The following is an 11,751-nucleotide window of genomic DNA, read 5'->3' on the forward strand; positions in this document are numbered from 1 at the left end:
TGAGCTGATGAGGGCCGCCGATCGTGCGGTGTTGTTCGCCGCGATGGCCGACTACACCCTGAGGAGTTGTTGATCGGCGGTCCGTTGTGGACCCGTGCCCTGGTCGCCGAGCTGATCCGCATGGTGGTCGGGGGTAGTGATGACCGAGCAGGGAGTGGGCAAATGGCTGCGCCGTCACGGGTTCACTCCGCAGCGCCCGGCACGGCGGGCCTACCAGCAGAAACCTGAGGTGGTGCGGCGTGGTTGGACACACCGAGTACCCCGCTATCGTCGCTCGCACCCGCAGCGAGAACGATATGGTGGCCTGGACCGATCAGTGCGGGCGGTGCAGCGACGTCGCCCCGCCGGGGCGTAGCTGGGCGCCGGAGGGCAGCACACCGGTGGTGCGGGTCAACGGCAACCGCCATCGCGTTTCGTGGCACACTGTGGTTTTCGGTGTTCACTGGCCCCTTCACCGCGAAGGTGTTCATCACCTTTCTCGACCGGCTCGCCCGCCAGGCCGGGCGCAAGGTCCATGTGACCGCCGACCGGCACCCGATGCACGGCAGCAAGCGGTAACCGCCTGGCTGGCCGCCAACACTCACCGCATCCGACTTCACCTGAATGTCGGCATCCAACGACACGTCTACCCTGCCCACGCCCGCTCACGCGACGACCTCGCCCCCCTGCAACCCGCCGGTTCCTACACCGCCGCCAACGCCAACCCGACATTGTCCGCGGCTACTTTCCCCCGCATGTCCGCTACACGACCCTGGAGGAAATGACATAGCTTCGGCTCAATAGAACGCGTCGCGCAACGTGACGGATCGGCGCTGCTTGTCGTGCATGCTCGGGTGGCGACAACAACACCGCGGAACACGTTTCGATGGCGCGCCGCCGATGTGCATGAGGCGAGGCGGATTCAGCTCGCGTCGTCGAGCCGTACCTTCACGACAATTGTCCGCGGAAAGTCCTCGGATGGCGGACACCGATCGAAGCGATGTCAGGAGCAGCTACGATCGCTGCAACAACGTGTTGCGTCGACCCTTTGAATCCGCTGGTCGAGCCGCAGTCGGAGTGATGGACTAGATGCCCGTCACGCACGTCCCGCACCCATACCGCGTACTCGAGCGCCACAAATACCAGCTCGGTGTCGCAGCGGTCCGAGCATTTCCAGCCCACGATTCGGTTGGAACGCGTCGCGCACCGCCGCCAGCCAGAACCGCCGTCAGCGGTCGGGATCCGTGTGGCATCGTGGCATCGGCCACTCACAACCGGTCCAGGGCGTCTGCGGTGAAGTCCCGGTTGACCAGATCCGGCGCAGGCGTCGCTCGTGCGTTCTGCCGCGTCGACGGGATACGCCACTTCCGCAGGAACGTGCCCTGCAACCCCGCCCGCAGCATCAGCCGCTCGACCCGCTTGTGACCCACCGCGATGCCGCGGCGGCGCGTGCACCCGCCGAGATCCATAGGTGCCGCCGGACCTGGTGTGGATATCGACGATTTCAGCCAGCAACTGCTCATCGGCCAGCCGCCGTCGCGACCGAGCCTTGGCCTGCTGCAGCCAACCATAGAACGTCGACGACGCGATACCCAGCACCCGCAATACGAACTCGACTTACGGAAACCTCCGCTTACCAAGGAAGGCTGTCTCCTGCGGCGACGTAGCTCCCGGTGGGGCCGTCAGTATCTACCTGCGCCATGCGCACGATGATCTCGGCGCCCTGCTCGACGGTCTGGGGGCCGGTGTTTCCATTCATGTCGGTCCTGGTGAAGCCCGGCTCCACCGCATTGATCCGCATGTTCGGAAACGCCTTCGCGTACTGGACAGTGATCATGTTGACTGCAGTCTTCGACGCCGGGTAGGCGACGCCGGGATAGGCGAATTCCGGGCTGGTCACAGTGGTGGTTAGCGTAAGCGAGGCCAGGCTGCTGCTGACGTTGACGACCACCGGGGCGGTGGAACGCTGCAGCAGTGGGAGAAACGCGTGGAGGACGCGCACCGTGCCGAAGACGTTCGTTTCGAATGTCTGCCGCATCAATTCGGCTGTGACGTCCTTAGCGCCGATCACGACGTTGGTATCAGTCCATTCCGGAGCGATGCCGGCGTTGTTGACGAGCACATCCAGCCCGCCATCGGCCTCGATGGCCTTGACTGCGGCCTCCACGGACGTATCGTCGGTGACGTCGAGTCGGACTACCCGGCCGCCCAGTTGCTCGGCGGCCCTGCGACCGCGTGCGGTGTCCCGGCTCCCAACATACACGGTGTGGCCCGCAGCAATGAGTCGGCGGGCGGTCTCGAAACCAAGGCCCTTGTTCCCTCCAGTAATCAGTGTTGCTGTCATGTTGCCACTGTAATGAGTATTTGGGACTTCTTGAGGCCTATTCGTAAGTGCTGAAGAAGTGTAGGCCGATGATGGCCTGCGATGTGGTGGCGAACGTTTCGATCGGTAGCCGGTAGCAGCCACCTTGCCCGGACAACAGCCGCCAGGTCTCCAGGTGTGCCACCGCCGATTCCACTGGGGTTCCCCTAGAAAAGTGGACAAGGTTAGCTTGCTTCGGGGGCTGCGTTGAGGGACTGCTCGTAGTCGATGAGTGAGAGCATTCCGATCGCCGAGTGTCGCCGCTGATGATTGAAGAACTGCATCCAATTGTCAATTGTGTCAATGAGTTCGGTCTTCGTCGCGAAAGTGTGCCGGTAGTAGCATTCGTGCTTGAAACTCGACCACAGGCTTTCCGCACCAGCGTTGTCCCAGCAAATGCCGGTGGAGCCAGCCGAGTGGAGCAAGCCGTGTCGCGTGCAGGCGGCAGCGGTCGCCGAGGCGGTGTACTGCGTGCCGCGATCGCAGATAGCGTGCTCGATCGCGTCGAGCAACAGGCTCGTGGTCATCGTGGTGCCGGTGCGCCAGCCGATGATCCGCCGCGCGTAGGCATCGATCACGAACGCCACATAGACCCAGCCGTACCAGGCCGACAAATAGCACGGGTCCACTAGCCTCGTTGTAGCGCGACATCGGTGATTTGACCTGCCTGGCCACCGCCGGGTAAAGGTTCGCCGTGTCCGCCATCCGACACGGTGATGGAGCCGACGACGGCTGCAGCGCTGGGTGAGGCACTAATCGGTCGGGGGAGGGTCGGTAGGGGTGATCGGATCCGGGCTCGATATGTCCACCGCCAGGCGCCATCGGCCGTCGGGTTCCTGCTGCCACATCGTCAGATACCGCACTACCGCGATGATCTCGCCGACCGGTCCGGCCAGGGTGACGGCACCCTGGATGTAGCCCAGTGCACCGGATGATTCGACGTGGTCGACCGCAACGGTGCGACGTATACCGGCGGACGCGACCCCCTCAACAGCGCGGCGCCAGAACTCGGTGATCGCCGCCCTGCCGATCACGGTCGGGAACCCGGTCGCTATCAGCTGCGCGTCCTGCGTGTAGTGAGCGGCGATCTCGCCGTAGTCGCCCGTGTCGAACAGATCCTCCCAGTACCGGGGGAAATCACGCAGATCCACTGCTTGCAGAGTAGCCAAGCCGGCCATGACGGCTCCTTTCATCGATCCGCACCGATGGCGCATACGCCAACTGGCACACATGCCATATTACACATGTGACAGGACAGGTAACATCAGTAGTTATGACTGCTGGTCAGGGAGTCGGCTTGCGGGCACGCCATCGCCGCCGCACAGAAAACACCGTCATCGACATCGCGCTGACGATGTTCCTCGACCGAGGCTTCGACGCGGTGACCGTCGAAGAGATCTGCGCGGCGGCGGAGATCTCACCGCGAACGTTCTACCGGTACTTTCCCGCCAAGGAGGACATCCTGGTCGCCGACCCGGACGTCGATGACGTACTGCGTGATTGCCTCGGCCGAGGCCACCGGCCCGGCGAAAGCGACGTGGATTTCATCGCGCGATCCATCGTGACCGCCATGTCTGCCCGCCGACCCGACCGGCTCGAACGCAGTTATCGACTGTTTCGGACCACACCCGCATGCCAGGCTCGCCTCGAGCGATTCGTCTGGCAAGACCAGCAGTCGATGGCCGACGCCCTGCTCGACGGCAAAACCCGAACGGCCACAAGCGAACTTCGTGCCCGCATCATCGTCCACACCGTAAGTCAAACCATCCGGTTGGCCGTCGCGGACTGGATACGCCACGACCGCACCGAAGACCTACACCAAGCCTGCGCGAGCGCACTGCGATTACTCCGCGAAGCACTCACCCAATAAACCGGGCGGCACCGACCCCAACGCCGGGCCCACTCCCACCGCCGCCGACACCGAGGTTGGTGTAGGTCTTCGAGAACCTATGACGCCAAGTGGTCTCCGTTGTTTCGTTGGCGGCGTACACGTCGAGATGTAGCCCTGCTTCGTGTAGCACCCGGGCGGACTCACGGGAAGCCGGCCCGCCGGCCGGAGAACACGACATCTGGATCAGCAGACTTTTCGGCTTGGCGCGAACTGCCCTCAAGAGGTGCTCGTTCGAGGCAAGCACGCGCCCGAAGGTATAATCGTCCACGCCCAATCGCTGCATCGTGCGCCCGGTATCGACCATGATGTCGTAGCCGTCCGGACCACCGTGTGCCTCGGAGGATCGGCAGACTGTGGACTACATCGGCGGTGAAAAGCGTCCGGTTCTCGCTCATGAACACCGGTGTATCTGGGTCACGCGCGAGGACCGCCTTGATCCGGTTACTCAAGTCTCGGTCCCCGGCGCCCAGTCGCGTGTTCCACTAGCGCAGGTCCGCGGCGACGTCGGCGACGCTCAGGTGCACCATCTGGGTACCTTCCCTGAACTTCGCACTCACACGCACGGCAGCCTCGGTCAATCTCGAGGACAGGCTTACGATCGGCGGCGCCATACCGAACGGCGATCCTCAATCCTGGGCGAGCGCCTCGGTACGGAGCCGAAACGGTGCGGAGCCTGCCGGGTTGAGCATGATGTCGACATTCGTCGGCGCGATCTGCGGCAGCACGCTCCCCGGTGCCGCGTTCCAGCGCTCCACCTCGACGCCGCGTTTATACACCGCGGCAGTGGCGACGACAATGCAGGCCACCCCGTCGGGAGCGAACCCGATCAGGGGTTGATCGTCTTCGTCGCAACCGATTTCGACCACCGAGTTGTGGACGGCCGAGACGATGTCCGCGCCGTCAGCGGCCAGTCGCAGCACCGCATCAACGGGATCGCACGGCACATCGTCGCCGGAAGGTAGTAGTTCGGGTTGGGGTGAAACGGGCCAGCGGTGTCGCCGTCGAACATCCACCCACCCAGGATCATCGATGGGAGGTGTCTCCGAAGGATTCGACGGGTTCCAGCGTCGATCGACCTGCACGACCCAGCGTTCCCGCTCACCCCCACCTTGTCCCGCCTCGTCCACCATATCCTCCCGGGAAACACTCCAGGCCTACGATTATCCCGGCTTCCCACCACAACGAACTCCGCCAAAAGCGACCTGTCCTGCCACCATGGCTCCCGCAGGCCATCCGGACATTCCTGAGCGATATGCTGGTGGACCCGGTGGAGCCGGTCGAAGTGAGTATTCGTAAGCGGAGCGCCCTCATTCATGATCCGTCGAGCAGGCTGGTTGTGTCGCCGCGAGGGATGGCGCGGTCGAACAATACCCAGTCGGTGGGTGCGTTTTACTCAGGGCGGATGCCTTTCCATACGCGCACTCGTAGCTGCTGACCGGTCGCTTCGGCAGCCGGCGATCCGCCCCACTTCTTCAGCTCCTTGTGCTGAGATGCCACCTCTGCCGCGTCTGTCATCGTCGAACGCACCCGATCCGTGCGAGTTCCGATGCCAGCCCGGCGACTTGATCGGGCAGCGACTCAGCTGCCCCACCGGGACGGTTGCATCGACGGGCACTGGGGCGCATAGACCCCGAATGGGGGCTGAATTGTGCTAACCTGGGCCAACATTGCCGCCCCATCGAGGTTCTGGGATGTGGCCGAGGTACAGTAAATGGTTCAGCCGGTCGAGCGTGCCGGCGATCGCAGATGTGCTCAAATCCGTGTCGCGGAGGGCTGCTCGAAGTTGTTCCTGGTCCACGGCTCGCAGACTGGCCATAACCTCCTCACCTATCGGCTTTCCTCCGTAACTTTCGTGGAAGAACCCGTAAGAGGGAGCGTGAGCTGTCTCGGGAAAGGCCAGTCCGTGGTCAATGGCCAGTACTTTCCGTTCATTGGCAGGACAGTCGTGTTCTTTTACAGTGCGGAAGTTACCGTAACGACGGTCGGTGTTGCCGATGACGTAGTCGAGCACAGCCATCCGTTCCCGTTGTCCCTCGGGATAACTTTCTACAATCTCGGCCTCTGACGAGGGTACAAATTTTTGTACCGAACCTCGGCCTATACGCTTGGGGCCAGTGGCGAAGGTAGTCGGTGGTACCAGCCCAAACCCCAACAGCCGGTCGACGCGGTAGGCCGCGACTTCTCGCTTCGCGTATTCGCCGGGCCGTGAGGGTATCGCGTCACGCAGGCCGAGTTTCTCACCGCGGACCGGTTTGAATACATACCGCTCACCGTCGCTGCCCCGCACTATATGTACAGTGTTTTTACCTTTCTCGAACGGTGTCAACCGGTCTTCGTGATTCGGTTTACGGAATCGCAGTTCCCGCAGGGCTATTTCGGCAGGGTCCGGCACGTATGCTGCCGTTCGATGTCGCGTTTGCCCTCCGATGCCAGCATCGGCCTGCCAGGCCACGTTGACAGCGGGCGCGCCTCGGTGATCTGCATCCACATAGCGTCTGGCCGCGCCGCCGGTCTCGCGGCTGGTGTTTATCAGGTGGCCTGCCTTCGCCGTACCGGCTTTCCGGATTACATCTGCCAGCCCGCCACGCAGATCCCGGAGAACTTCGAAAAGGGCCTTATTCACAGTCGATCACTATAGGTTGTCTTGCGGCCGTTGCACCGCGTCAACCCGACCACGGGCCGATTGCATCCGGGCGCGAACTTTCGTCGATCAGCCGGTAGTAGCTCCTCAAGAATGGCTGTCACAGCGCTCGCATGAACGCAGCGCCGTCAGTGCGCAGCACCCGACGGTGCTGACCGAGGAATTCGATGCCATCGTCACTGGCCACGGGATGGCCAGTTTCCCTCGGTGCTGCAGGGCTTTGATCCATCCCTTGGGCGATGCGGTGGGGCACGTCGTAGTGGCGCGCGACCTTGGTGGGTACCAGTGCGGCCAGGCGGGTGTGCCCGGTGTCGGTGATCGTGAGGGTGGAGGTGTCGTTCATGGGGTTGCGCTCGCTGGGTCGGTGCGGATGTGGCGGTAGATGGTCATGGGGGTGACGCCGCAGGTGGCCGCGATCTCGGCCATGGTGAAGGTCTTCGAGTCGTACATGCGCTGGGCCCGCTCGACCAGTACGGGAGTCATTTTGGGTTTGCGGCCGCCGCGGCGGCCGCGGGCGCGGGCGGCGGCCAGGCCGGCGGCGGTGCGTTCGGCGATCAGGGCGGCTTCGTATTCGGCCATGAGCGCGAACACCCCGAACACCAACTTGCCGTGGGCGGTGGTGGTGTCGACGATCCCGTTGGTCAGCGACCGCACCCCGACCCCGCGGTCCTCGAGGCCGCCGACGATGTCGATCAGATCGCGCAGATTGCGACCGAGCCGGTCGATCTTCCACACGATCAGGGTGTCGCCGGGGCGCAGATCGTTCAGGCATGCTTGCCACTGCGGCCGGTCCGCGTGGGTGCCCGAGGCGTGGTCGGTGTAGATCTTCAGGCAGTCCTCGCCGGTGGGAACTCCCCCTGGGGTGTGGACACCTTGAGTAGCCGGGCCGTTGGGTCCGGGGATCGAGGAGTTGATCGTGGGGACCAAGCCCTATCCGAAGGAGTTCCGCGCCGACGCGGTTGCGTTGTATCTGTCGGATCCGGCCAAGACGTATGCGGCGGTAGGCCGTGATCTGGGAGTGCATCCGGAAACGCTGCGGCTGTGGGTGCGCCACGCCCGCGCCACCGGTACGGCGCCAGCGGGCTCGAACGGGCGGGCGGGTCGTTGTCGGTTGTCCTCATGTGGTGAGGGGTAACCGATACCGCCGCCGACAATGCCTCGCCAGACTGCGAGGTGCCCGCGTGGCTTCTTCAGCAGTCTTCTGCTACCGGCCGTCGCCGTGCGAAACCGGCATCGCCGACCACGAGGGATATCGAAACCCGGGTGGGTTCGGCGCAGAAGCAGCCCACCCGGCGCGGACGGAGAAGAGGGGGCCGGGAAAGGCCAGGGTTCCCGGTCCCCGTTCGCCATCCAACCCGACCGCCCCGGCGACCACTCCCCATCTGTGGCGGTAGTCGATGTCTGCCGCGAGTGGGTTATGGGGTGCTGTCGAAGGAGAATCCGGCGGCTCGCCGCAAGGCGAAGCCCCCGCCGTATCGGTGCGCCGCGTGCTGGTCAGTTTCGGCCGGGGCCAGGAAGGGGTGCTGAACCACTAGGGGTGACGTCGACGAACATTCCCAACAGGCGCTTGAACTGCGCGCGCTGGTCGCGGTCGAACCCCTCCAGCATGTCGTCGGCCGCCTTTTCGGCGATTTGCTGGGCGCGCTCGAACGCCTTCGCGCCGGAGTCGGTCAACGTGACGGCGGCTATGCGACGGTCGGTCGGATGGTCGCAGCGCTCGACCAATCCGCGTGACTCCAAGTGGTCGATCATGCGCACCATCGCGGACTTGTCGGCGCCCAGATGCTCCGCCAGACGTGCCTGACTCGTCGGGCCGAGCCTGTCCAAGGTCATCAACACACCGAAATGTCGGCCCTGGATGTCGAGCCCGGTCAGCGCAGCATTGAATGTGTCGGCTGCGTGTCGATGGGCTCGTTGCAGCAGAGGGCCGATCGCGTAATCCGGCATCTCGTACCGGTTGGACATGGCAGCCGCCTCCATCTCTGTGGGTGCACCCACGGTCACCTTCGACACTATCGTCTCGCCCGAGAACATCTTCGATCGATACCACCGAAGTCGGGCGAAGCCACACCACCGGCGTCGACACCCCTTCCCGGTCAGACCAAATGCTATAATCTCATATGAGATGATTATTTTTGCGATGTCAGGAGGTTTCACATGTCCGATCCCACCGTCGAACAAGAACAAGTCCGGTCCGAGGCGTCGACTACCACGAGAGCGCAGATCGGGCGGGCACTGCTCGTCATCGTCGCCGTCGCGACACTCGTCGTGCCCGTCCTCCTCGACGGGGTCATCCTGCGCGGCGCCCACATGAACAACCCCGCCTTTCTGCCGCATGCCAAGCTCCACACCGCGATGTCGTTCTTCGCTGGGATCGCTCTCGCTCTCGGAGCGCTGGTCTGCCTGCTCGGCCGACCGGTCACCGACCGCTTCGGCATGACCGTCGGCGCCTACCTCTCGGCCGGATTCTGGCTCGCCGTGCTCGCCGCGGGCTGCTGGCCCGGTACCTCCTACTTCTTCGACGACGACCCGGTATACAGCCACCCACTTCGACGGCCCGAGACACTCGGCATGCCCAACAACGTCGCCACCGCAGTCCTGATGCTCACACTCACCATCGTCGGGCTTGCGCTCATCCTCGAACGCAACCGGATACCCGCAGGGTTGGTCCCTCGACGCCGGACCAATGGCAGTACTCGCTAAGAGCGTGTCTCACGTGGCTGATTTGGCGAGTTTCTTGTAGCAGGTCAGTGCCGCGGCGAGGGTGAGGAAGGCGAGGAAGTGTGTGGCCTTGCGGTCGTAGCGGATGCTGAGGCGGTGGTAGCCGGTCAGCCAGGAAATCGTGCGTTCGATCACCCACCGGTGGCGGCCGAGGCGCTGGGAGGATTCGATGCCTTTGCGGGCGATGCGGACGCCGATCCCGCGGTTTCGCACCCATTGCCGAAGTTCGGCGGTGTCGTATGCCTTGTCCGCGTGCAGCTTGCCTGGTTTGCGTCGGCGCGGACCGCGCCGCGATCGGGTGGCAGGAATTGCTTTGACCAGCGGCCGCAGCGCTTCGGCGTCGTTGGTGTTAGCAGACGAGACGCCCACCGATAGAACGATTCCCGCGCGGTCGGATAGCACGTGGATCTTCGAGCCGGGCTTGCCGCGATCGACCGGGCTCGGGCCGGTTAAAGGTCCCCCCTTTTCGCCCGCACACTCGCTGCGTCGATCACCGCTCTCGACCAGTCGATCAAGCCCGCGCCGCCCAGCTCATCCAGGACAGTGTTGTGCAGACGCCGCCACAGCCCGGCTTCGGTCCACACACTGAACCGGCGATGCGCGGTCGGGACGGTGACCCCGAACGAGGGCGGTAGCATCCGCCACGCGCAGCCGCTGGTCAGCACGAACACCACCGCGGTGAACACCGCCCGCTCATCAACGGGGGCGGTGCCACCACCCTGCGGACGCGCAGTGAACTGCGGGAGCAACGGCTCGACCAGGGCCCACAACTCGTCCGGGACGAGACGTTTCGACAACCCATCGACCACGAGTCGAACATCATGCAGCACAGCGCTCGAACGTCAACTTCTTCGGCGTGATCGCCGTCGACGTCGAGGCCGAACCAGCCAAGCTGGACGGCGGCGGCTGGCGTCCCCTGCGCCCCGCGGCGGCGGAATGCTGGCAAGGACTACTGGGTCGAGGACTGAGTTGCCGCGGTGATCTGCGTGCCCTGGGCAGACACCAGGCGTCATCCGGCGTTGCTGTCCAAGCTGAAGACGTGGGTGTAGCAGCTGGCTCTTGTGAAGGCGGTGCCGTCAGGATTGGTGAAATTCATGCTGGCCCGGTCTACGACGATGGCGACGTCGGCGATTCGGCGGACGATGGCGTCTGCGGGGCGGGACTGGATGGCTGGGAACCGCAGCGTCCCCGAGGCCATCACGCCGAGCAGGTCGGTCTTGGTGATGGTTGAGCCGTTGTCGGCGGCGACCAGGATGAAATCCTCGGCCAGCAGATCGTTCAGGCTGGTGGTGTCTGCGGCGACCTGGGCGTCGAAGAAACGCTGGTCTTGCTCGAGCAGGGATGCGCGGTCGCAAGGTTGGTGATGATTGTCAGACCTCGTCGCACCCCCCGGCGACTCCGCCCGATGCTGGACGCACCCAGGAGAGCAGTCCGTACAGCGTGGTGATCTCGTCTGCGGACAGGTTGGCGAACACCTCGCCGTCGATGCGCCGCGTGGCATTGTCGCGGCGGCGACGCCGCCCACGTCGCACCGGCGGCGGTGATCCTGATCGTCTCCGCGGTGCTGATCGGCCTGCGCATCGCGACCGCGTGAACTCAGCTAACTATAACTACGGGACTCAGCGGCGGCGGTTCGCGTTCTCATAAATGAGCGATTGGCGACGCGTGTGTCGGCTCGCCGCAACAAGGTGCCAGTCTTGCGGGCCGTTTCCGCAACGAGGCGCGCGATCCGGCTCATGGCGTCTCGTCCACGCTGATTGCGCGCAAAGTTCTGGATCCGGTGCTGAACTGCAGAGGGAGCCGAAGTCGCGCCGGGCGCAACGATATCTCGGAAACAATCAGCGCCACGCTGGGCCATGCTGTCGTTCTCGTGTTCGAACCTGGAAACTCCGCAGGTCAGGCCGTGGCGGTCTCGGCCTGCAGGTTGGCGTAGACGGTTTCGCGGCTGATGCCGAACTCTCTGGCCAGCGCCGCTTTCCGGACCTCGAGGAGTCCGACAGGCCCCAGGGCTTCCAGGTTGCAAAGTATGGACATTCCCCGGTGATAGAAGACGGCGACGCGATCGCTCACGTCGCCGCTCAACTCCGCTTCCGACGGGCAACGGCACCGCATACATCCGGCACAGCCTTCAGTCCAGCTCGTACCGCATGAACACAT

The 11,751-nt window shown here is 64.2% G+C and carries 18 protein-coding genes; 5 read left to right on the forward strand and 13 right to left on the reverse strand.

Going from position 1 to position 11,751, the window contains the following annotated elements; all coding sequences use genetic code 11:
• The first annotated feature begins 139 nt into the window (after positions 1–139).
• Together ACWEO7_RS36170 and ACWEO7_RS36175 are read left to right on the forward strand one after the other, a co-directional pair.
• Positions 140–355, forward strand: a complete 216-nt coding sequence (locus tag ACWEO7_RS36170) for a winged helix-turn-helix domain-containing protein (protein ID WP_452429966.1) — start codon at positions 140–142, stop codon at positions 353–355.
• Positions 356–435: 80 nt separating this feature from the next.
• Positions 436–558 carry a hypothetical protein gene (locus ACWEO7_RS36175; RefSeq protein ID WP_452429968.1) on the forward strand — a complete coding sequence of 41 codons (123 nt, stop codon included), beginning with the start codon at positions 436–438 and terminating at the stop codon, positions 556–558.
• A gap of 689 nt (positions 559–1,247) precedes the next feature.
• On the opposite strand, the gene ACWEO7_RS36180 is transcribed toward ACWEO7_RS36175, so the two are convergent.
• The 5 genes from ACWEO7_RS36180 to ACWEO7_RS36200 form a co-directional block, all read right to left on the reverse strand.
• Positions 1,248–1,448 carry an IS3 family transposase gene (locus ACWEO7_RS36180; protein ID WP_452429970.1) on the reverse strand — a complete coding sequence of 67 codons (201 nt, stop codon included), beginning with the start codon at positions 1,446–1,448 and terminating at the stop codon, positions 1,248–1,250.
• 164 nt (positions 1,449–1,612) lie between these two features.
• A complete protein-coding gene (locus ACWEO7_RS36185; RefSeq protein WP_452429972.1) occupies positions 1,613–2,323 on the reverse strand; it encodes an SDR family NAD(P)-dependent oxidoreductase in 711 nt (236 codons plus the stop codon).
• A gap of 37 nt (positions 2,324–2,360) precedes the next feature.
• A complete protein-coding gene (locus tag ACWEO7_RS36190) occupies positions 2,361–2,486 on the reverse strand; it encodes a hypothetical protein (protein WP_452429974.1) in 126 nt (41 codons plus the stop codon).
• A gap of 40 nt (positions 2,487–2,526) precedes the next feature.
• Positions 2,527–2,970, reverse strand: coding sequence for an integrase core domain-containing protein (locus ACWEO7_RS36195; RefSeq protein WP_452429976.1), 444 nt, complete (start codon positions 2,968–2,970; stop codon positions 2,527–2,529).
• 123 nt (positions 2,971–3,093) lie between these two features.
• Complete coding sequence (locus ACWEO7_RS36200; protein ID WP_452429978.1) at positions 3,094–3,519, reverse strand: YybH family protein; 426 nt, start codon at positions 3,517–3,519, stop codon at positions 3,094–3,096.
• Between the two features lie 95 nt (positions 3,520–3,614).
• On the opposite strand from ACWEO7_RS36200, the gene ACWEO7_RS36205 reads away from it, so the two are divergent.
• On the forward strand, positions 3,615–4,211 hold the full coding sequence (locus tag ACWEO7_RS36205; RefSeq protein ID WP_452429980.1) for a TetR family transcriptional regulator: 597 nt from the start codon (positions 3,615–3,617) through the stop codon (positions 4,209–4,211).
• A gap of 647 nt (positions 4,212–4,858) precedes the next feature.
• On the opposite strand, the gene ACWEO7_RS36210 is transcribed toward ACWEO7_RS36205, so the two are convergent.
• The 4 genes from ACWEO7_RS36210 to ACWEO7_RS36225 form a co-directional block, all read right to left on the reverse strand.
• Complete coding sequence (locus ACWEO7_RS36210; protein WP_452429981.1) at positions 4,859–5,152, reverse strand: hypothetical protein; 294 nt, start codon at positions 5,150–5,152, stop codon at positions 4,859–4,861.
• Positions 5,153–5,883: 731 nt separating this feature from the next.
• Positions 5,884–6,855, reverse strand: coding sequence for a hypothetical protein (locus ACWEO7_RS36215; RefSeq protein WP_452429983.1), 972 nt, complete (start codon positions 6,853–6,855; stop codon positions 5,884–5,886).
• Between the two features lie 118 nt (positions 6,856–6,973).
• Positions 6,974–7,216, reverse strand: a complete 243-nt coding sequence (locus tag ACWEO7_RS36220) for a hypothetical protein (RefSeq protein WP_452429985.1) — start codon at positions 7,214–7,216, stop codon at positions 6,974–6,976.
• Positions 7,213–7,800 (reverse strand): recombinase family protein, encoded by a 588-nt coding sequence (locus ACWEO7_RS36225; RefSeq protein ID WP_452429987.1) that lies wholly within the window; start codon positions 7,798–7,800, stop codon positions 7,213–7,215. The genes ACWEO7_RS36220 and ACWEO7_RS36225 overlap by 4 nt, the downstream gene beginning before the upstream one ends.
• Here ACWEO7_RS36225 and ACWEO7_RS36230 point away from each other — a divergent pair.
• Positions 7,790–8,008 carry a transposase gene (locus ACWEO7_RS36230; protein WP_452429989.1) on the forward strand — a complete coding sequence of 73 codons (219 nt, stop codon included), beginning with the start codon at positions 7,790–7,792 and terminating at the stop codon, positions 8,006–8,008. The two genes, ACWEO7_RS36225 and ACWEO7_RS36230, sit on opposite strands and share 11 nt — an antisense overlap.
• Positions 8,009–8,367: 359 nt before the next feature.
• Here the strand turns inward: ACWEO7_RS36230 and ACWEO7_RS36235 are convergent, their stop codons facing one another.
• Positions 8,368–8,907 carry a MarR family winged helix-turn-helix transcriptional regulator gene (locus ACWEO7_RS36235; RefSeq protein ID WP_452429991.1) on the reverse strand — a complete coding sequence of 180 codons (540 nt, stop codon included), beginning with the start codon at positions 8,905–8,907 and terminating at the stop codon, positions 8,368–8,370.
• Positions 8,908–9,030: 123 nt separating this feature from the next.
• Between ACWEO7_RS36235 and ACWEO7_RS36240 the strand changes: the two genes are divergently transcribed.
• Entirely contained in the window at positions 9,031–9,576 is a 546-nt protein-coding gene (locus ACWEO7_RS36240) for a hypothetical protein (RefSeq protein ID WP_452429993.1), read from the forward strand.
• Between the two features lie 9 nt (positions 9,577–9,585).
• On the opposite strand, the gene ACWEO7_RS36245 is transcribed toward ACWEO7_RS36240, so the two are convergent.
• The 3 genes from ACWEO7_RS36245 to ACWEO7_RS36255 form a co-directional block, all read right to left on the reverse strand.
• A protein-coding gene (locus ACWEO7_RS36245; RefSeq protein ID WP_452429998.1) for an IS5 family transposase occupies positions 9,586–10,391 on the reverse strand; the annotation gives its coding sequence in 2 pieces (ribosomal slippage) (positions 9,586–10,061 and positions 10,061–10,391; 807 coding nt in all).
• A 212-nt stretch (positions 10,392–10,603) separates the two neighbouring features.
• On the reverse strand, positions 10,604–11,119 hold the full coding sequence (locus ACWEO7_RS36250; protein WP_452429994.1) for a nuclear transport factor 2 family protein: 516 nt from the start codon (positions 11,117–11,119) through the stop codon (positions 10,604–10,606).
• A 371-nt stretch (positions 11,120–11,490) separates the two neighbouring features.
• Entirely contained in the window at positions 11,491–11,676 is a 186-nt protein-coding gene (locus tag ACWEO7_RS36255; protein WP_452429996.1) for a hypothetical protein, read from the reverse strand.
• Between the last annotated feature and the right edge of the window lie 75 nt (positions 11,677–11,751).

This window comes from Nocardia sp. NPDC004260, assembly GCF_053603155.1.

Coding starts and splice junctions, on each gene's coding strand:
- ACWEO7_RS36240 (WP_452429993.1), top strand. CDS start 9,031: ATGTCCGATCCCACCGTCGAACAAGAACAAGTCCGGTCCGAGGCGTCG.
- ACWEO7_RS36180 (WP_452429970.1), bottom strand. CDS start 1,448: ATGGATCTCGGCGGGTGCACGCGCCGCCGCGGCATCGCGGTGGGTCAC.
- ACWEO7_RS36205 (WP_452429980.1), top strand. CDS start 3,615: ATGACTGCTGGTCAGGGAGTCGGCTTGCGGGCACGCCATCGCCGCCGC.
- ACWEO7_RS36200 (WP_452429978.1), bottom strand. CDS start 3,519: ATGGCCGGCTTGGCTACTCTGCAAGCAGTGGATCTGCGTGATTTCCCC.
- ACWEO7_RS36185 (WP_452429972.1), bottom strand. CDS start 2,323: ATGACAGCAACACTGATTACTGGAGGGAACAAGGGCCTTGGTTTCGAG.
- ACWEO7_RS36235 (WP_452429991.1), bottom strand. CDS start 8,907: ATGTTCTCGGGCGAGACGATAGTGTCGAAGGTGACCGTGGGTGCACCC.
- ACWEO7_RS36170 (WP_452429966.1), top strand. CDS start 140: ATGACCGAGCAGGGAGTGGGCAAATGGCTGCGCCGTCACGGGTTCACT.
- ACWEO7_RS36220 (WP_452429985.1), bottom strand. CDS start 7,216: ATGAACGACACCTCCACCCTCACGATCACCGACACCGGGCACACCCGC.